Source organism: Micromonospora sp. NPDC003944, assembly GCF_053605225.1.
The window spans coordinates 25,094-42,597 of the sequence record NZ_JBSGIV010000042.1 but is presented as its reverse complement, the minus strand read 5'-3'; the positions used below and the strand labels follow the sequence as shown (position 1 = coordinate 42,597).

The window sequence follows — 17,504 nt, the reverse complement described above, 5'->3', positions numbered from 1 at the left end:
GGCTCAGTCGGTCAACGACCTGACGTCCCACACCCACACGCCGCCGTTGAAGACCGGTTGGATCCCGGTCAGCTCGGTCATCCCCCGGCGCAGCGCGGCTTCGTGCTCGTGCGGCCCGAGGATGACCACCCCGGCCCGCCAGTAGCGCAGGTCGTCGACCGCGCGGACCCGACTCTGCGGGGTGATCGGCGGCACCGCACCGGTACGCCGGATGGTGGCGAAGAAGCTGCTGGTGGGGCGGGGAACCGCACCGAACAGGGCGACCTTCGGCGGATCGGCGCTCGGGCGGGTGTCCGGGCCGAGGAAGTAGCCACGGGCCAGCGGCATGTCCAGCCGGGTCGCCGCCGACCAGCGCAACGGCTCCGCGTACGTGGTGTCCGGCAACGGCAGGGTCACCACACTGCGCCCTCCAGCCACGTACGACCGCCACGCCCCACCTGTCACGAAGGTGGGGACGGGGTCGAGGTGGGCCACGGGCAGTGGGGTGGGCACGATCGGCAACAGGGCCATCGTGAGGACTGTGGCGGTGGCGAAGCGGACCTGCCCCCGGGCGGCCGGGTGGGCGACGGCCAACTCGCGGGCACGCTCCGCGCCGTAGGCGAGCAGCAGCCCGATGATCGGAGTGATCGCCAGCGCCCAGCGCGTCGGCACCACCGAGTGCAGGATGGGCAGGTTCTCCAGCGCAGCCCAGGGGCCCGGCACACCCGTACCCCGGTTGTCGAAGCGGATCTCCCGGCCCAGCGAAAGCACCGCGAAGAGCAACCCGAGCGCGGCCAGCGCGAGCACCACGATCGAACGGCGCAGCCACCAGACCAGGGCGACCACGAGCACCAGCAGCGCCCATCCGAAGAAGCTGTTCTCCTCGGTCGGGTTCTTGGCCAGGCCCGCGGCGGTGCGGGCGCTCCCGGCCAGGGACTCCCGGGAGTACGCGATGAACGAGGCCACGTCGCTGGAGTAGCCGCGGATCAGGCGGGACAGCCCGGAGTAGGCGCCCGGTCCGAAGAACTGGACATAGAGGGGGTACGCCAGCAGGAGCCCGGCGACCCCGGCGGCGACGGCCAGACCGGCGAGGAACGGGCGGGTCCGCGTCCGCAGATCCGCGCGGCCGAGGGCGAGCACGACGACGACCACGCCGAGCCCGATCGCGGTCATCAGCAGGATCTCCAGGTTGAGGAACGCCTGCCAGACGATGACAAGCGCGAGGAGGACCCCGTTGCGCAGCCAACGGCCCGGATCGCCGAGTCGCAGGGTGCGCCAAATGATCAACGGAACGACGAACTGCGACACGATGTTCGGGTGCCCATTGGCGTGCGACACCATGGCCGGCGCGTACGCGCAGAAGCCGGCGCCCAGCCACGCCGGCCCCCGGCTGCCGATCAGGACCCGGGAGAGCAGGAAATACCAGGCGGTGGCCGTGGCGATCATGCCGAGGGTGAGAAAGATCAGGAATGACGCCCGCGGCCCGAACAACAGGGTGATCGGCGTCATTGGCAGTGAAATGGATAATACGGACGTATTGGCCATCAGATTCACGCCGTCGGGCACGTTCATCTGATTGGAATGGTACGGATACGCAAAGTGCGTGACTACTCGCGCGCCGTGCGCCATCATCCATTCAAACTGCGACTGATCGGACTGGTTGTCCCGCACGTCGCTGCCCGGATCCAGCCAGAGCCGGCAGGTGACCCAGAAGCCAAGCACCACGAAGCTCAGCACGGCGGCCAGATCGGCCAACCTCCCCCTGCGGGAAGGCCGAACGAGACCGGAGGCCCCCTCCGCCGACGACGCGGCGGCCGGGTCGCTGCCGCCGTCGGCCCCGTCCGGTTCAGGAGTAGTCATGGCAATTCATAGGGTAGTCAGCGTATGGCACCGCCGTGACATGTTTCGGGGTACTGCCGTACTATGTGCCGGGTTCGCCGACCGCCGATCACGAACCCACCCCCCGACCACAATTCGGCCACCCCGATGCCCCGATTCTTTCGCCGACCCAGCGGATGATTCACTCTGTCGGTCCAGGCACGGGTCGAGTTCATATCGTGAGGAATCGACGCATGGCAGAAATCACTGGGGATCAGCGCGTGCAGTCCGAGGTGCTCGAAGGCCTGGCAACCGCTGTCAACCACCGTCGCTGGTTCATCGAACTGGCCGTGCCGTACCTCGGCGACGACCCGATCGAGATCGGCAGCGGCCTCGGTGACTACGCGCTGGAATGGTCCGACCGGCTGCCCCGGTTCACCGCCACCGAAGCCGACCCGGACCGGCTGGTGCAGCTCAAGGAGCGCCTCGCCGACCGTCCGAACATCGACGTCCGACAGATGCTGCTGCCGCACAACGAGCGGGGCGACTACAGCGCCGCCGTCTCGTACAACGTCCTGGAGCACATCGAGGACCACGTGGGCGCGCTGGAGAGCATGCGCGACCTGGTCCGACCCGGCGGCGCCGTGATCATCATCGTGCCGGCGTTCCAGTTCGCGATGGGCCCGGCCGACATCGCCACCGGGCACGTCCGCCGTTACACGAAGAAGACGCTCGGGGCGGCGATGACCGAGGCCGGCTTGACCATCGAGAAGATCCACTACGCCAACGCGCTCGGGTTGATCGGCTACTTCATGGCCACCAAGGTCTTCCGGCTGATGCCAAAGGAGGGCCCGATGGTCAAGGTGTACGACACCCTCGTCCTGCCCGCCACCAAGGCCGCCGAGCAGCTCGTCCTCCCACCCTTCGGCCAGTCCGTCTTCGCCGTAGCCCGCGTCCCAGCCTGACCGCCCTGCCCCGGCCCCGCCCTGGCCCTGGCCCAGCCGGCCCGGCGATCTTGCACTTTCTGTCGACGCTAAGCCAGGAATGTCTGGGATGTCGGGACAGAAAGTGCAAGATCGCGGGCGCTGAGGGCCGGGTTACTCCTTGATCTGGTACGTGGGGCGGATTACTGCTCTTGCCAGGGTGTGGAACGTGAGGTTGAAGCCTACGTAGGCGGGGGTCGCTTCCGGGGTGAGGTCCAGCCGGTCGACGTCCAGGGCGTGCACCGCGAAGACGTAGCGGTGCGGGCGGTCGCCGGCCGGCGGAGCCGCACCGCCGTACCCCTGCTCGCCGTAGTCGTTGCGGACCGAGAACGCCCCGCCGAGGTCGGTGCCCGCCGCGCCACCGGCGCCGGTGGGCAACTGGGTGACGCTTACCGGCACGTTCACCAGCACCCAGTGCCAGAACCCGCTGCCCGTCGGCGCGTCGGGGTCGTAGCAGGTCACCGTGAAGCTCTTCGTCTCGGCGGGGAAGTCCGACCAGGCCAGCTGCGGCGAGACGTTGTCACCCCCGGTGCTGCCATGCGCGTGCCGGGTGTCCATCGGCTCGCCGTTCTGCACGTCGTCGCTCGTCAGCGTGAACGAGGGCAGCGTCGGCAGCAGCTCGTACGGGTCCGGGGCGATCGGTCGTTCCAGGGTCATCAGGACGCGTCCTTCCGGTGTGCGGAAATACCAGCCCCTTCTTACCCCGCTGCACCCCGTCCGACGACCGGCACTGTGGTTTTCCGGAGCTACCGTGGAGTTTCGGGCAACGTCCTCCGGGGGGACATCGTGGCCGGCATCTGGCGGGATTTCGTGGTGGCCGTCATCACCGCGTTCCGCCGCCGGGACGAGCGAGCCATCGCCGAGGACCGCCGACGCGCGGTCGAACGACTGGCCGAGGAGACGATTCGCCGGGATCGGCGGGCCGTCGACCCGCCGGAGTGACCGGGACGCCTGACGCCGCAACCCTCCGTCACGAACAGTGAAGATGACCTGATGAGGCCGTTCTTCCGATCGCGGCCGGTAGTCACGGCGGAGTCCCACCGGCCGACGCTGTTCGAGGTCTTCTTCGATCTGGTGCTCGTCTTCGGGCTCATCCGGGTCACCACGTTCATGAGCGAGCGACCCACGTCGGTGACCCTGCTCCAGGGTCTGCTCGTCCTCATGTTGCTGTGGAACTCCTGGCTGGTCTATGCCTGGCTGGGCAACTACGTACGCATCGACATCGGGCTGATCCGGGTCGGCATCGCCGTGGCGATGGCAGCCGTCTTCCTCATCGCGCTGGTCCTCCCCGAGGCATGGGAAACCGGCAGCGGTACGAGGACACCCCGGCTGATCCTGGTGCTGGCGTACGTCGTGGTGCGGTCGACCCAGTTCGCTCTCTTCTACTGGGTGGCGGTGGACGACCCTCGCCGGCTCAGAACAGTTCGCCTCTACGCCCTCACCACCGCGCTGTCCTGGGTGCCGCTCGTCCTCGGCGCGGTGTTCGGCGGTACCGCACAGATCCTGCTCTGGGCGACCGCGCTCATCGTCGACATGGGCGGTGGGGTGCTCGCCCTGCTTGTGGGCGGCTGGCCGGTACGCAGCCCCGGCCACTTCGCGGAGCGGCACGGCCTGGTGGTGATCATCGCGCTCGGGGAGTCCCTGATCTCGGTCGGCGCCGGGGTCGGAACCCAGATGATCCACTGGCCGACCCTGCTGGCGGCGCTGCTCACGCTCACCGTCACAGGCTGCCTGTACTGGCTGTACTTCCCGAGCGCGACGAGCGCCGGAAACGCCCTGACGACGGACTCCGGGCTGCACCGCGGCTTCGTGGCCGGCAACGCGTACAGCGTCGCCCACCTCCCGCTGCTCGCCGGAACCATCTACGTGGCGCTGGGAGTCGAAGAGGTGCTCGCCGGCATGGCGCAGGGGAAGTCGCACGAGACCTTGCACTGGATCGCGGCTGTCGCACTGTTCGGCGGAACCGCCCTGTACCTCGCGGGCCGGGCGACGTTCCTGGCGCTCAGCGTCAGGTGCGTACGACCCGAGCAGTTCCTCGCGCCCGCTGCGGCGCTGCTGCTCCTCCCCGTCGGCAGGTACCTGCCCGGCCTGGCCGCCCTCGGACTGCTCACCGCGTTCCTCGTCGTGCTGCTCAGCTACGAGGCCTGGACCAGGATGTCCAAGACGACCACCGACTGACGGTGCCGCTCAACGAGTCCAGCCAACAAACCGCTGGAACAGCTCGCCAGCGGCGACGGTGGGCAACTCGGCAACAACCACCGCGTGCAGACTGCCCAGGTACATGGACAGCCCGATCCGATCCCGGCCGTACGCCTCGGACAGGCGTACCCGGGCCGGAGCGCATGGCCACGGCGTGTCTTGCTCGCAGCTCCCGCAGACCCACTCGGGCCGTCGCGGGATGTGCTGGTCCGCGAGGCGGCTCGCCAGGACAGCAGCCGCCCGTTGACCCTGTGCCGATCGGGCTTGTACAGCCGCCCTGACGGTGGTGGGGACCTCACCCATCACCGGCCAACACCGCCGGTGCGACCCTCGGTGGATCGGCGGCGTGCTTGAGCCAATAATCGGGCCCTGGCAGCTTCCTGCTCCGCCCGTTGGATTGCCGGACCGGTGGCACCCCGTGGTGCAGGAACCCCCAGTCGCCTAGCTTGCCGCCGGAGCAGGTTGAACGGCCACATCATCGCGGTGCCCTCCCGTCTCAGGGGGCGGCCGTCACCTCAGCTCTGGACGGGGCCACGCACCCACTGCAATCGTGAGAACACGTTAGGCAGCAACGAAGGGCTCAAAGGGTACGCAGCGTACCCAGCGACAGGAGGTACCCCTAGAGCTCTGGCACCGCGATCCGGCTCTCCAACTGGATCGCCTCGGCTCGGATGGCCGCAGGCGCCTCCCGGGCCAGCCGGCCTGCCAACTCCTGAGCCGCCGGTGAGTATCGGACCGTCTCCGGAGAGGTAGATTCCGCAAGGCCCAACAAGTGAAGCGTCGCCTCCCTTGCCCCTTCCAGGTCGGCAGAGCGGGCAAGCTCGACGTAGTGCCGGCCCCGCCGTTCGGTCGACGGGATCGACGCCGGATCGAGCGAATGTGCTCGCCGCTGCGCCTCGTCAGGATCACCCAGGTCGACGGCACACATCACCGCGTACACGTCGACCAACGGCCGCGAAACCCGGGTGCGAAGACCGACGAAGCCGGGCGGCAGGGCCTGCTCGACCACCCGGCGGGCCGCGTCCCAGTCCGACCACGCGCCCTGGTCACCGGTGCGGGCCTTCGTCAACGCAGTACACAGGTGCAGGTCGGCCAGCATCTCGGCCCACTCATTCCCGCCATCGGCGACTCGGGGCTCGATCAGCCCGCAAGCTTCCTGTAGCCGCTCCAACGCCTCGTCGCCGCGTCCGACCGCCCGCAGCAGGTGAGCCGCGTACCAGGTGGATTGGGCGATGGCGAGGGCGTCATCGGCATCGAGAGCCGCAGCCATTCCGCGGTCGACGGTCAGCCAACACAGCTCACGGTCGCCGTGCCAAGCAAGGTATGCCTGGGCGAGATGATGCGCTTGGGCGAGCAGAGCAAGGCTGGCACGCCGGTCCTCGCCGGTGTGTAGTCGGGCAGCTTGCTGAGTGGCTTCGAGCAGCCCGGGGAGGATGACGCTCACTTCCGTGCGTTGGTGCCGGGAGGTATGCCAGGTCTGCCACGCGGAGTCGACAGCGCCGCGCAGGTAGTCGGGGGATTCCGCTTCACCGGAGACGGAGATCTGCCATGCGGTCAGCGCACGACGGACGTCGCCGATAGCGGGGTGACTTGGTCGGCCATCCAGGGACAGGGTCACCTGCGGTCCGAACAGATCACCGAGATCGCGTACGCCAAGGTGCGGTGCGATCTGCTGGGCGGCCCTCAACGTCAAGCTCCGACGTCCATTCTCCACGAACTTGATGGTGGTCGGTGACAGGCCGGCAAGGCCGGCAAGTTGCTCGCGAGACAGGCCGGCGGCTCGACGAAGCCGCTCGACGCGCTGGCCGGGGGTGGGCTGCTGATCCGCCATGAGGCACCTCGCCGTATTGGGTACACCGCGTACCCCGACCGTACGCCGCGATGAGGCACTCGTCGATGCCTACTCGCTGCGGCAGTTGATTCACTCGCATTCACTGGTGTCGGCGTATTCCTGTGCGCCGAACACCCCGGCTTCCGGGAAGCCGAGTGGATCAAGCCCGACGTTCGGGTTGGCGGAGGGTGTGGGAGGTAACCGCCACCACCGACACACGAGGCGCGGTCATACCGACCGGGGGCGCTTCGTGCTATGCCTACGAACTCCTGGACTGTCGCATTGACGACCCGAGTAGGGCGTTTCGCCGCAGGTGTCCCATACCGTGCTCAGTCTGGGCCTGATCCCGTTGATGTGGCTGTGACCGAGCGCGCCTGTTAGTCGATCTTCTGGGTATGTAACCTCAAGAGGCAAGGAGCGTTTACCAAGTGTCACGCCCCAAGCACAGGTACAAAGAACTTGAGGACGTTCTCCAGGACGCCGAGCGCAAGGACTGGAGGATCACCGGCGGGGGGAAGAGCTACTTCAAGATGTACTGCCCCTGTCCGGAGAAGCACTGGAAGACCGTGAAGTGCACGCCCTCGGGGGCGAACTACTTGAGAGACCTGATCGGGCAGCTCAAGCGGGCTACATGCTGGGAGAAAGGTTGATCATGCGGCAGCATCGCATCGCAATCCAGATGACGCTCGAAAGCGACCCTCACGGGACTGACGCGCAGTACGAAGACTTCCTCGACGCCGTCCAGGAGCACCTGGACGAACTGGGGCACGAGGTGCAAATGGCCGCGAGCCTCGCTGACCGCACGGTCGAGTTCGCCACGAGCATCGAGGCCCCTGACTTCGAGAGCGCCGCCAACGCCCTGCTGGTCCAGATCCGCACAGCTCTGCACGCGGCCGAGTGCCACACTGACGACTGGCCGCAGTACGTAGCGACCGACCGCAACCTGCGGGAGCTGCAAGAGGCATGATCTAACGCCCAACTATGCGCCCTCGGCTGTGATGGCTGGGGGCGCTTCGTCGTCTACCGACACTTCGGGTGGTGCTACGGCCGTCCCCCCGCTGAGGCCAACGCACACGATGAGCAGACCCGGCCCATCGCCATGCTTCGATCCGTCAACGGCAACGGCACCGCGTAGTGCCCCCACCAGCATTCAGCCCTCGTCGGGAAACGAGGGCTGAGCTGCGTCAACGTAGATCACCAGCAGGCGGAGGGTGTGGGATTCGAACCCACGAAGACATCGCTGCCTTACCGGTTTTCAAGACCAGCGCCATCGGCCACTAGGCGAACCCTCCTGGGCCGGCACCCGCAGGCGTACGGCCACGCACAGTCTGCCATGGCTCGCTCCGGTCGGCCCGGCGTCCCTCCCCGGTGCGCCGGCCAGGGGGTCTGACGCGTCCATTGTGGGCTGGAGGGTGCGCCTGCGGCGGCCGGGAAGATCGGGAAGACTGGGCCCATGCGAGCCATCACGATTCCTGAGCCGGGTGGGCCCGAGGCGCTGGTCTGGGCCGAGGTGCCCGACCCGGAGCCGGGCCCGAACGAGGTGGTCGTGGATGTGCGGGCCAGCGGGGTCAACCGCGCTGACCTGCTACAACGGCAGGGGCACTACCCGCCGCCGCCGGGCGCGCCCGCGTACCCCGGGTTGGAATGTTCTGGGGTGATCACCGAGGTTGGCGCGGAGGTCGCCGGGTGGGCGGTCGGGCAGCAGGTCTGCGCGCTGCTGGCCGGCGGTGGGTACGCGGAGCGGGTGGCGGTCCCGGCCGGGCAGTTGCTGCCGGTGCCGGCCTGCGACCCGGTCGACGCGGCGGCGCTGCCCGAGGTGGCCTGCACGGTCTGGTCGAACCTGGTCCAGGTGGCGCGGCTCGGCGCGGGCGAGACGCTGTTGGTGCACGGCGGGGGCAGCGGGATCGGCACCTTCGCCATCCAGCTCGGGGCGGCCCTCGGCGTCACCGTGCTGACCACCGCGCGGGAGGCCAAGCACGCCCGGCTGCGGGAGCTGGGCGCGGCACACGTGATCGACTACCGGGAGCAGGACTTCGTCGAGGAGGTCGGGCGGGTCACCGACGGGCGCGGCGTGGACGTCGTCCTGGACATCATGGGCGGGTCCTACCTGGGGCGGAACGTCGCCGCGCTGGCCACCGGCGGTCGCCTCGTGGTGATCGGGATGCAGGGTGGGCGCAAGGCCGAGTTGGATCTCGGGGCGCTGCTGACGAAGCGGGCGAGTGTCACCGCGACGTCGCTACGGTCCCGACCGCTCGCGGAGAAGGCAGAGATCGTCCAGGGGGTACGGGACGAGGTGTGGCCGTTGGTCGAGGCCGGCCGGATCCGACCGATAGTGGACCGGCGGCTGCCGATGACCGAGGCGGCGGAGGCGCACCGACTCGTCGAGTCGAACGATCACTTCGGCAAGGTGCTGCTCACCCGCCCGTCGGGCGCCGGGTCGGCCGCCAGCTGAGCGAGCCTGCGGGTGCTGAAGCCGGCTTCAGTTGAGCGAGTCGGCCGGTCGGGGCAGCACCAGGCGAGCGCCCGGCCCCTCGCCGGCAAGCGTGTCCTCCGGGTTGTTCAGCGTGCAGCGCTGCAAGGACAGGCAGCCGCAGCCGATGCAGCCGTCCAGGTCGTCGCGGAGCCTGCTGAGCAGTCGGATCCGCTCGTCCAGGCGGCTTCGCCAGCTCGCCGAGAGTCGCGCCCAGTCCTGAGGGCTCGGCGTACGTGCTTCGGGGAGCGAGTCGAGCGCTTCCCGGATCTCGTCGAGGGAGACGCCGACCTGCTGGGAGATGCGGATGAAGGCGACCCGGCGCAGCTCGGCGCGGGCGTAGCGGCGCTGGTTGCCGCCGGTGCGGTCGGCGCGGATCAGCCCGAGCCGCTCGTAGTAGCGCAGCGCCGACGGCGCCACCCCGGAACGGGCGGACAACTCACCGATCGTCAACGAATCCGGCATCACCAGGTCCTTGAGTTGAAGTGCACTTCAACTCACACAGTAGTGGCCTGGCGGCGACACCGACCACTGGCAGAAGCGCCAGATGGGCCTGTGCCTGGGCTCAGTTGGCGGCCGAGGCGGTGGGGCGACGGCGGGCGCGCTCACGCCCGAGGATCCAGATCGCCTCGACGCCGTCCTTCCAGGTGATCTTCTTGCCCTCTTCCCGGCCGCGTGCCCGGTAGCTGATCGGCACCTCGTACGGCCGGATCCGGCGGCGCAGCAGCTTGCCGGTCACCTCGGCCTCCATGCCGAAGCCCCGCGAGCGCACCTCGAGCGAGCGGTAGAGCGCCACCGGCATCAGCTTGAAGCAGGTCTCCAGGTCACCGATGTACGAGTTGAAGAGCACATTGGCCGCCATCGTGACGCCCTTGTTGCCCATCACGTACCAGAAGCTGTAGGCGCTGTGACTGCCGAAGGTGCGATTGCCGTAGACCACCGTGGCCCGCCCGTCGAGCACCGGGTCGAGCAGCTTGGGGATGTCCTGCGGGTCGTACTCCAGGTCGGCGTCGAGGATGACCATGTAGTCACCCTCGGCGCTGTCGACAGCCGTCTTGATCGCGGCACCCTTGCCGGCGTTACGCTTGTGCGTGATGACCCGCAGCCGCGCGTCGTCGGCGCGATCGAGGACCTCGCCGGTGCCGTCCCGGCTGCCGTCGTCGACCACCACCAGCTCGATCTCGCAGGGATAGTCCACCGCCAGCGCCTGCTTGAGGGCATCCGCGATGCGTTCTTCCTCGTTGTAGACCGGCATGAGGATCGAGAGCTTCACGGGAAATCTCCACGGTGGCGGCAACACGTCGGCCTTAGCCTAGCCTGGTTGGATTGGTCACCGCGTATCGCCACTGCAGGGCACTCGGCGCGGCGGGCTCAGATCCATGGTGTTTACTTCCGCCATGTCGGCTGCCGGCTCCCTGCTCGCGGCGGTTCCTGCCGCCGCGGTGCTCCTGCTCACCGTCGCGTCGAGGTCACGTGCGGCTGGCGCGGTGGCACCGCTGCGGCTCGCCGTGGTGCGTGCCGTCCTGCTCAGCGGGGCGTACGCGGTGCTCGTCGTCGAGGTCCTCGGCGCGTCGCACGCGCTGACCCGCCCCGCGTTCGCCGTCGCCTGGCTGCTCTTCCTGGCCGCCGCCGCGGTCGCGGCCGGTCTGCGCCAGCGGCGTGCGACCCGCCTCGGGCAGCCGTCCGCCGCCGCACCGGCCTCGGTCGGCGCTACGCCACGGCCGGTGCCGGTCGGCGCGGTGGTGTCCGGTGGCAGCCCGGACGGGTCCGCCCCGGCCGCCGAGCGCGGCGAGCCCGACCCCGCGCCGACCCGGGCCAGCCGGGGTGCGGCCGGCCTGCTCGCGGCGGCGGTCGACACCTGGCGTACGGCCCGACCGGGCGAGCGGCTCCTCGCCGGCACGATCGGCGGGCTGGTCCTGCTGGAGTTGCTCGTCGCACTGCTGGCCGAGCCGAACAACTTCGACTCGCAGACCTACCACCTGCCGAAGGTGGAGCACTGGGTGGCGCAGGGTGACCTGGACTTCTGGCCCACCGCCATCCACCGGCAGGTGACCATCCCGCCCGGCGCCGAGTACCTGCTGCTGCACCTGCGCCTGCTGACCGGCGGGGACCACCTGTACAACCTGGTGCAGTGGGCCGCCGGAGTGGTCTGCCTCCTGGTGGCCGCACGGATCACCGCGCAGCTCGGTGGTGGCCGGCGCGCCCAGTTGCTCACCGCGTTCGTGCTCGCGTCCACGCCGATGGTGGTGCTCCAGGCGACAAGCACGCAGACCGACCTGATCTGCGCGGCGTGGGTGGCCTGCGCGGCGACCCTGGTGCTGGACGGGCTGCGTCGACGGACCGGCTGGGGAACGCTGCTCGGGCTGGGGGCGGCCACCGGGCTGACCGCGGTGACCAAGACCAGCGGTCTGATCGCGGTCGGCCCGCTGCTGGTGCTGTGGGGGTTGGCCCAGCTCAGGCTGGCGTGGATCGACCGGGCGACGACGGCGGGCACACCGGCACCCCAGGCTGGCCCGGCGGCGGCTGGCGAGGGTCGGAGGTCCTGGCCGGTCGGCGGGCTGGCCCGTACGGTCGGCGGTTCGGTGCTGATCCTGGTGGTCGCGGCCGTGGTGGTCGGCCCGTTCCTGGCCCGGGTGACCGCCGAGTTCGGGCACCCGCTGGGGCCACCCCGGCTGCGCGAGTCCATCCCGATGGAGCGCCACGACCCCGCGTCGATAGTGGTCAACGCGCTGCGGATCGGGCACACCGCGTTCGACACACCGCTGGCGCCCCTGCGCCGGGCCGGAGCCGAAGTGATCATCAGTGGCGCCGAGGCGGTCGGGGTCGACCCGCAGGATCGCGCGATCACCTTCGGTCGGGAACTGTTTCCGGAACCGGCCTGGTATCCGGACGAGGACCGGGTGGCGTTCCCGCTGGCCGGGGCATTGGCGGCGATCGGCGCGGTGATCGCGCTCGCCCGGCCACGGCGGGTCGCCCCCGAGCGGGCGGGGTCGCTGCGGGCGTACGCGGTGGTGGTGCTGACCGCCGTGCTGCTGCACACCGCGATGATCAAGTGGCAGCCGTGGGGCAATCGTCTGCTGCTCTACGCCGTGGTGCTCGCCGTGCCCCTCGCCGGCCTCTGGCTGGACGCGCTCCTGCGCAACCGGGCGGGTGGACGTCGATCGGTTGCCACCATGTCGGCCGTCACCGTGCTGGCCACCTCGGCGCTGGCCGGGGTGCTCGCGCTGTCGTACGGTTTCCCGCGCCGGCTGGTCGGTGCCGGCTCGGTCTTCACCACCTCGGACTGGGACACCCGGTTCCTGCGCCGCCCGCAGTGGGCCGACGAGTTCCGCTGGGCGGCGACCGCGGTCCAGGACAGCGGCGCCCGACGGATCGGGCTGGTGCAGCAGAACGACAACTGGGAGTACCCGTGGTGGCTGCTGCTGCGGCAGCCCGACGGCGGCTCACCGGAGCTGGTGGCGTTGCAGTCGGTGCTGCCAGAACGTCCGCCGGCGGACCCCTCCTCGGTCGACGCGATCGTCTGCACCGGCAGCAAGGCGGCCTGCACCAAGCTCGTCCCGGCCGGCTGGCGGCTGGAGTTCCGCGACTACGTCGGCTACGCCCTGCCGCCGGGCCGCTAGCTTCGGCGGCTCCCGCGTCCACTGCCCATGGGTAGGGGCCCTGGTCGGTGGACCAGGGCCCCTGCGCTCACTTGGCGCGGGGAATGAGGACGAGCCGGGCCACGCCTTTGTCTCCGTCCTTCGCGCCGGCGACACCGAGCGTCGCGCCGACCTTGACCTCGCTCGGCTGCACGGTGGCCCGCCGCTCGACCACCCGCAGGTCGTCGCCGAAGGTCCAGGTCATGGTGAAGCCGTCGGAGGACCTGACGGTCATCGAGTCACCGTCGACTGCGGTCACCTCGCCGCGCTGCACGGCGACTGTCTGCGTACCGCCGTCCTTCGCCTTGACCACGGCCTCACCGTGCAGGGTGTTCTTGCGCAGCAGCACGCGGGCCTGGCGGCGCTTGCGCCACTCCTCGCCGCGCTTCTCCCGGGCCTTCTCCTTGGCGGTGGGGGACGCGCCCGGCGTCGGGGTGGCCGGTGCCGCGACGGTCTGCACGTCCAGGTCGTCGGCGTCGAAGCCCATCCCGGCCAGCGCCTGACCCTCGACCCCCATGGCGGCGGCGACGTCGACTGCGACATCCCGGGCGGGCTGGCTGGCCACCTCGGCCGCGCCGCAGCCGCTGACGCCGAGCGCGACAGCCGCGAACAGTGCCGTGGTGCCGGTGGCGATACCCCAACGTGGCATGACTCTTCCCTCTCGTCCGTGGAGCCCTCAGCCTTCCCGGGAACGACGAGCGGAGCGTCAGGCCGACGTTCGGGTCAGGTAAGGATCACCGGGCAACCGGACCGTGAAGGCGGCCCCGCCCTCCGGGGCATGCCCCGCGCGGATCTCTCCGCCCAGGCGGCGAACCAGCCCGGCGGCAAGCGCCAACCCCAGCCCGCTGCCCACCTTGCGCACCCCCCGGTAGCGCTCGTGCAGGGCACCGCGTTCGAACGCCACCGCCAGGTCGTCGTCGGTGAAGCCGGGTCCCCCGTCGCGGACCTCCAGCACGCCGCCGTGCGCCGGGTCCGCGCCCGCCGGCCGGACCGCGAGCACCACCGGCGACCCCGGGGGTACGACTCGCAGTGCGTTCTCCAGCAGCCCGTCCAGCACCTGCCGGATCCGTCCCGGATCGGTGTACGCGGGCACCGGCTGACCGGGCGTCTCCAGCCGGAACGGCACGCCCACCGCCGCGCACCGGCCGGACCACGTCGGCTCCGCGTCCAGGGTCAGTTGGGTCAGGTCCACCGGCACCGGTTCGAGGGGGAAGTCGGCGGCCTCCAGCCGGGCCAGTGCCAGCAGGTCACCGATCAGCCGGTCCAGGTGTTGTGCCTCGGCGAGCACCGTCCGACCGGTCTCCACAGTGTCGTCGGCGCCGAGCACCCCGTCGGCGAGCGCCTCGGCGTACCCCCGGATCGCGGTCAACGGGGTACGCAGCTCGTGTGAGACGGAGAGCAGGAACTCCCGCTGTCGGCCCTCGCTCGTGGCAAGTGCGGCGGCCAGGCCGTTCAACGCCTCGGCCAGGTCGGCGACCTCGTCCGGCGGCTCGACCGGCACCCGGACGGCACGGTCACCCGCGCGCAGCCGGGCGGCGGCGGTGGCCGCGACCCGGATCGGCCGGGCCAGCCGACGGGCCAGCAGCAGCCCGGCCACCACCCCGGCGGCCAACCCGGCCAGCAGCGGCAACCAGAGGCTGAGCAGCACCCGAGCCCACAGACCGTCGGCCAGCGGACGGGAGAGCACCACCCCGTTGCCGCCGGTCAGCGCCCGCCCCTCGACCAGGGCCCGCTCACCGTTGACCGAGCGGCGCGCCGACACGTTGCGCCCCTGCCCGATCCGCTGCACCACGCGGGGTGGCAGACCGGCCCGGTCGACCGCCCCGCGCCGGATCAGGTACGCGTCGATGCCCTGGTTGCGCAGTTGCTGGATGAGCCGCTCCTCGTCGGCGCCACGCCCACGGTCGAGGCGGGTCCGCAGCACCTCGGCCGCGAGGCGGGCCTGGGCGGCGAGCGCCTGCTGCTCGCTCCGCTCCGCGCCCCGGATCGCCAACGGCACCGCGACGATTGCGGTGACCAGCACCGACACCAGCGCCACCGCGCAGGTGACGAGCACCGCGCGGGCGGTGAGCGTACGGCCGAGTCGGCCTCGTCGAGGTGCGGCGGGTGGGCCTGCGCCGACCACCGGCAGGGCCATGGTCGGCGGCTCGACCCCGGGGTGGTCAGGCATCGACCGCGTACCCCACGCCGCGGTGGGTCCTGATCACGCTCGCCGGGCCGAGCTTCGCCCGCACCTGGGCGACGTGCACGTCCACCGTCCGGGTGCCGGCGTGCGCCGCGTAACCCCAGACCCCGGCCAGCAACTCCTCCCGGGTGAAGACCCGACCGGGCCGGGCCATCAGGTGCGCCAGCAGGTCGAACTCGGTCGAGGTGAGCTGCACCGGAGCGCCGGCGGCGGTGACCGTGCGGCGGGCCGGGTCGAGCGTCACCGGGCCGACGACCCGTGGTCGGTCCGCGCCCTCCGGGCCACCTGCGGAACGACGCAGCACCGCCCGCACCCGGGCGACCAGCTCCCGTGGGCTGAACGGCTTGGTGACGTAGTCGTCGGCGCCCAGCTCGAGGCCGACGATGCGGTCCACCTCGTCGTCCCGGGCGGTGAGGAAGATGACCGGAGTCCAGTCGCCGGCCTCGCGCAGCTGGCGGCAGATCTCGGTGCCGGGCAGGCCGGGCAGCGCGATGTCAAGGACGCAGGCCACCGGTCGCAACCGGCGGGCCGCGCTCAGACCTGCCGTACCGTCGCGTTCCAGGTGGACGCCGAACCCGTCCCGGGTGAGGTAGAGCCGGACCAGGTCGGCGATGCTCGGCTCGTCCTCGACGACGAGGACGAGCCCGCGATGCGGTGGTTCGACGGTCACCGGCCCATGATTGCCGACCCGGTGGGCTCGGCGCGATCGGTGCGTGTTCGAGTTCGGTAAAGGCGGTGCGAGGCCCGACCGGGGTGTCAGCTCACCAGGACGGGGCGAACATCCCGGGCCGCGCGGCGGCCGGCGCGTCACCGATGCTTGCGACGACCCGCGCGCCGGACGGCCGCAGGCGGGTCCGGAAGGCCTGGTTGAGCAGCGCGTCGAGCTGCCAGACCTGCTTCGGGTGGCTGGTCCGGATCAGGAACCGCTCACGGATCCCGTCGATCGCGGTGGCGGCCATCTCGACCGACTGCAACCGCGGGTCCGGGCTCCAGGTGACGTTGCTCAACTCGCGCAGCTCGGTGTTGAGGTGCAGGCGCAGTCGGTGCAGGAGGCGGGTCTGCTGGGTCACCACCAACCGACGGTGGGTGAGCAGCAACAGGTAGTCGCCGGTGACCGGGCGGTCGGGGCGGCTGCACCGGGTGACCAGGATGGTGGCGTCACCGGAGCCGACGCAACGCCGGAAGACCGGCATGTGCCGGCTCACCGTCTGCACGGCCAGGCCCGCCTCGGCGGCGGCCGGGAGGAACGTTCGGGAGAAGACGTCCATGACCTGCCCAACGACGTCCCCAGCGGGGTGACGTGGGTCACGCGACTTTTTTGGAAGTTCCACGCCGTCTGTCGCACTGCCTGTCCGACTTCCGACTCCGACGGATCGTGGTCAGGAGTTCGGCTGAAGAGGGCTGGCGGCGAAGAGCTCCTCCAGCCAACCCGGGACCGCGTCGGCGTACTCGGCGCGGGACTCCTCTGCGGTGTCCAGTGCGCGACGCCAGGAGAGCGACCGGCTCACCGGCCCCAGGCCGATCGCGAGGTCGACGGCCTCGACGAGCGTCCGGCGGTCGTACCTGTCGGTCCACGCCTCCAGGTAGGCGTCGCGCAACCGAACCAACTGGACGTCGTCCGCGGCGAGCTTCCGGGCATGCGCGACGGAGCGCAGGGTCACCAGCAGAGTGCCGAACGGGTGCGCCACCGAGGCGTCACCCCAGTCGAAGTAGCGATAGCCGGCAGCGCCGGCGAAGACGTTGCCGTCGTGCAGGTCGTCGTGTTGCACGGCGGCCGGAATACCGAGGTCGGCGAGCCGGCGGCACCGCTGCGCGTACGACGGCAGCTCGGCCCGCAGCCGCCCGTGCAGGTCTGGGCTGAGCCCGCCCTCGGCACCGAGCAGCAACGCCTCGTGATCGTCGAGCAGCTCGGCGAAGAGGTCGGCCAGCACCTCCGGGCGCTGATCCGGCACGCCCCGGGCGACCAACTCGTCGGCGCGTGACGCGCTCGCCAGTTGCAGCGCCGCGTACCCGGGTAGTGCCCGCTCCCAGTGCGCCAGGTCGGGGTCACGCGCCAGCACGTCGCGCAACGACTCTCCGCCGTCGGGGAGCAGCGACCAGCCCTGCGCCGGGTCCACCGCGATCGGCGTCAGCACCCGGTCGGGCGTCACCTCGGCGAGCGCCGCGATCAGGACCGCCTCGTGCACCGTGCCCGGGTTGTTGGCCTTGAACCAGACCGGGCCGCCGTCGGTGGGCACCCGCCACACCAGCGACCAGGGACGCACGCGCGGCTCCACCAACCCGGTCACCCGTCGGCCGGCGCTGCTCACCTGCGCGTCGACCCAGGACCGGGCCCGCACCTGCCACTGCTCGCCGGACCAGTCGGCGGCGCGCTCACCGGCGATCGTCGTCACGCTTGGCA

17 protein-coding genes and 1 tRNA gene are annotated in these 17,504 nt (G+C 70.6%); 7 read left to right on the top strand and 11 right to left on the bottom strand.

Going from position 1 to position 17,504, the window contains the following annotated elements; all coding sequences use genetic code 11:
* Positions 1–3: 3 nt before the first annotated feature.
* Complete coding sequence (locus tag ACWER9_RS20885; RefSeq protein WP_452303407.1) at positions 4–1,839, bottom strand: hypothetical protein; 1,836 nt, start codon at positions 1,837–1,839, stop codon at positions 4–6.
* 212 nt (positions 1,840–2,051) lie between these two features.
* Between ACWER9_RS20885 and ACWER9_RS20880 the strand changes: the two genes are divergently transcribed.
* Positions 2,052–2,762, top strand: a complete 711-nt coding sequence (locus ACWER9_RS20880) for a class I SAM-dependent methyltransferase (RefSeq protein ID WP_452303406.1) — start codon at positions 2,052–2,054, stop codon at positions 2,760–2,762.
* 132 nt (positions 2,763–2,894) lie between these two features.
* Here the strand turns inward: ACWER9_RS20880 and ACWER9_RS20875 are convergent, their stop codons facing one another.
* The gene (locus tag ACWER9_RS20875; protein WP_452303405.1) at positions 2,895–3,437 is read right to left on the bottom strand and encodes a YbhB/YbcL family Raf kinase inhibitor-like protein; all 543 of its coding nucleotides are present in this window, start codon (positions 3,435–3,437) and stop codon (positions 2,895–2,897) included.
* Positions 3,438–3,566: 129 nt separating this feature from the next.
* Between ACWER9_RS20875 and ACWER9_RS20870 the strand changes: the two genes are divergently transcribed.
* Together ACWER9_RS20870 and ACWER9_RS20865 are read left to right on the top strand one after the other, a co-directional pair.
* Positions 3,567–3,722, top strand: coding sequence for a hypothetical protein (locus ACWER9_RS20870; protein WP_452303404.1), 156 nt, complete (start codon positions 3,567–3,569; stop codon positions 3,720–3,722).
* A gap of 51 nt (positions 3,723–3,773) precedes the next feature.
* Positions 3,774–4,958: a low temperature requirement protein A gene (locus tag ACWER9_RS20865; RefSeq protein ID WP_452303403.1), complete on the top strand. Its 1,185-nt coding sequence runs from the start codon at positions 3,774–3,776 to the stop codon at positions 4,956–4,958.
* Between the two features lie 640 nt (positions 4,959–5,598).
* Here ACWER9_RS20865 and ACWER9_RS20860 read toward each other — a convergent pair.
* Positions 5,599–6,810, bottom strand: a complete 1,212-nt coding sequence (locus ACWER9_RS20860) for a helix-turn-helix domain-containing protein (RefSeq protein ID WP_452303402.1) — start codon at positions 6,808–6,810, stop codon at positions 5,599–5,601.
* A gap of 428 nt (positions 6,811–7,238) precedes the next feature.
* Between ACWER9_RS20860 and ACWER9_RS20855 the strand changes: the two genes are divergently transcribed.
* Together ACWER9_RS20855 and ACWER9_RS20850 are read left to right on the top strand one after the other, a co-directional pair.
* A complete protein-coding gene (locus tag ACWER9_RS20855) occupies positions 7,239–7,460 on the top strand; it encodes a hypothetical protein (protein WP_355004433.1) in 222 nt (73 codons plus the stop codon).
* A 2-nt stretch (positions 7,461–7,462) separates the two neighbouring features.
* Complete coding sequence (locus ACWER9_RS20850; RefSeq protein WP_452303401.1) at positions 7,463–7,777, top strand: hypothetical protein; 315 nt, start codon at positions 7,463–7,465, stop codon at positions 7,775–7,777.
* 238 nt (positions 7,778–8,015) lie between these two features.
* On the opposite strand, the gene ACWER9_RS20845 is transcribed toward ACWER9_RS20850, so the two are convergent.
* Positions 8,016–8,102 (bottom strand) — tRNA-Ser (locus ACWER9_RS20845).
* Positions 8,103–8,263: 161 nt separating this feature from the next.
* Between ACWER9_RS20845 and ACWER9_RS20840 the strand changes: the two genes are divergently transcribed.
* Entirely contained in the window at positions 8,264–9,262 is a 999-nt protein-coding gene (locus ACWER9_RS20840) for an NAD(P)H-quinone oxidoreductase (protein ID WP_452303400.1), read from the top strand.
* A 27-nt stretch (positions 9,263–9,289) separates the two neighbouring features.
* On the opposite strand, the gene soxR is transcribed toward ACWER9_RS20840, so the two are convergent.
* Together soxR and ACWER9_RS20830 are read right to left on the bottom strand one after the other, a co-directional pair.
* Positions 9,290–9,745, bottom strand: coding sequence for a redox-sensitive transcriptional activator SoxR (gene soxR, locus ACWER9_RS20835; protein WP_452303399.1), 456 nt, complete (start codon positions 9,743–9,745; stop codon positions 9,290–9,292).
* 100 nt (positions 9,746–9,845) lie between these two features.
* Positions 9,846–10,553 (bottom strand): glycosyltransferase family 2 protein, encoded by a 708-nt coding sequence (locus ACWER9_RS20830; protein WP_357348602.1) that lies wholly within the window; start codon positions 10,551–10,553, stop codon positions 9,846–9,848.
* Positions 10,554–10,677: 124 nt separating this feature from the next.
* On the opposite strand from ACWER9_RS20830, the gene ACWER9_RS20825 reads away from it, so the two are divergent.
* Positions 10,678–12,900: an ArnT family glycosyltransferase gene (locus ACWER9_RS20825; protein ID WP_452303398.1), complete on the top strand. Its 2,223-nt coding sequence runs from the start codon at positions 10,678–10,680 to the stop codon at positions 12,898–12,900.
* A gap of 67 nt (positions 12,901–12,967) precedes the next feature.
* Here the strand turns inward: ACWER9_RS20825 and ACWER9_RS20820 are convergent, their stop codons facing one another.
* The 5 genes from ACWER9_RS20820 to ACWER9_RS20800 all read right to left on the bottom strand — a co-directional run bounded on the left by ACWER9_RS20820 (position 12,968) and on the right by ACWER9_RS20800 (position 17,496).
* Positions 12,968–13,567 carry a hypothetical protein gene (locus ACWER9_RS20820; RefSeq protein WP_452303397.1) on the bottom strand — a complete coding sequence of 200 codons (600 nt, stop codon included), beginning with the start codon at positions 13,565–13,567 and terminating at the stop codon, positions 12,968–12,970.
* Between the two features lie 57 nt (positions 13,568–13,624).
* Entirely contained in the window at positions 13,625–15,088 is a 1,464-nt protein-coding gene (locus ACWER9_RS20815; protein ID WP_452303396.1) for a sensor histidine kinase, read from the bottom strand.
* A complete protein-coding gene (locus tag ACWER9_RS20810) occupies positions 15,081–15,773 on the bottom strand; it encodes a response regulator transcription factor (RefSeq protein WP_452303395.1) in 693 nt (230 codons plus the stop codon). Before ACWER9_RS20810 ends, ACWER9_RS20815 begins: the two co-directional genes overlap by 8 nt.
* 91 nt (positions 15,774–15,864) lie before the next feature.
* Positions 15,865–16,371, bottom strand: coding sequence for a hypothetical protein (locus ACWER9_RS20805; protein WP_452303394.1), 507 nt, complete (start codon positions 16,369–16,371; stop codon positions 15,865–15,867).
* 111 nt (positions 16,372–16,482) lie between these two features.
* Positions 16,483–17,496 carry an aminoglycoside phosphotransferase family protein gene (locus tag ACWER9_RS20800; protein WP_452303393.1) on the bottom strand — a complete coding sequence of 338 codons (1,014 nt, stop codon included), beginning with the start codon at positions 17,494–17,496 and terminating at the stop codon, positions 16,483–16,485.
* Between the last annotated feature and the right edge of the window lie 8 nt (positions 17,497–17,504).

Excerpts from the sequence above, each read along its gene's own strand:
- ACWER9_RS20885 (WP_452303407.1), bottom strand. The coding sequence starts at position 1,839 with ATGACTACTCCTGAACCGGACGGGGCCGACGGCGGCAGCGACCCGGCC.
- ACWER9_RS20880 (WP_452303406.1), top strand. The coding sequence starts at position 2,052 with ATGGCAGAAATCACTGGGGATCAGCGCGTGCAGTCCGAGGTGCTCGAA.
- ACWER9_RS20875 (WP_452303405.1), bottom strand. The coding sequence starts at position 3,437 with ATGACCCTGGAACGACCGATCGCCCCGGACCCGTACGAGCTGCTGCCG.
- ACWER9_RS20865 (WP_452303403.1), top strand. The coding sequence starts at position 3,774 with ATGAGGCCGTTCTTCCGATCGCGGCCGGTAGTCACGGCGGAGTCCCAC.
- ACWER9_RS20860 (WP_452303402.1), bottom strand. The coding sequence starts at position 6,810 with ATGGCGGATCAGCAGCCCACCCCCGGCCAGCGCGTCGAGCGGCTTCGT.
- ACWER9_RS20850 (WP_452303401.1), top strand. The coding sequence starts at position 7,463 with ATGCGGCAGCATCGCATCGCAATCCAGATGACGCTCGAAAGCGACCCT.
- ACWER9_RS20840 (WP_452303400.1), top strand. The coding sequence starts at position 8,264 with ATGCGAGCCATCACGATTCCTGAGCCGGGTGGGCCCGAGGCGCTGGTC.
- soxR (WP_452303399.1), bottom strand. The coding sequence starts at position 9,745 with ATGCCGGATTCGTTGACGATCGGTGAGTTGTCCGCCCGTTCCGGGGTG.
- ACWER9_RS20825 (WP_452303398.1), top strand. The coding sequence starts at position 10,678 with ATGTCGGCTGCCGGCTCCCTGCTCGCGGCGGTTCCTGCCGCCGCGGTG.
- ACWER9_RS20820 (WP_452303397.1), bottom strand. The coding sequence starts at position 13,567 with ATGCCACGTTGGGGTATCGCCACCGGCACCACGGCACTGTTCGCGGCT.
- ACWER9_RS20815 (WP_452303396.1), bottom strand. The coding sequence starts at position 15,088 with ATGCCTGACCACCCCGGGGTCGAGCCGCCGACCATGGCCCTGCCGGTG.
- ACWER9_RS20805 (WP_452303394.1), bottom strand. The coding sequence starts at position 16,371 with ATGGACGTCTTCTCCCGAACGTTCCTCCCGGCCGCCGCCGAGGCGGGC.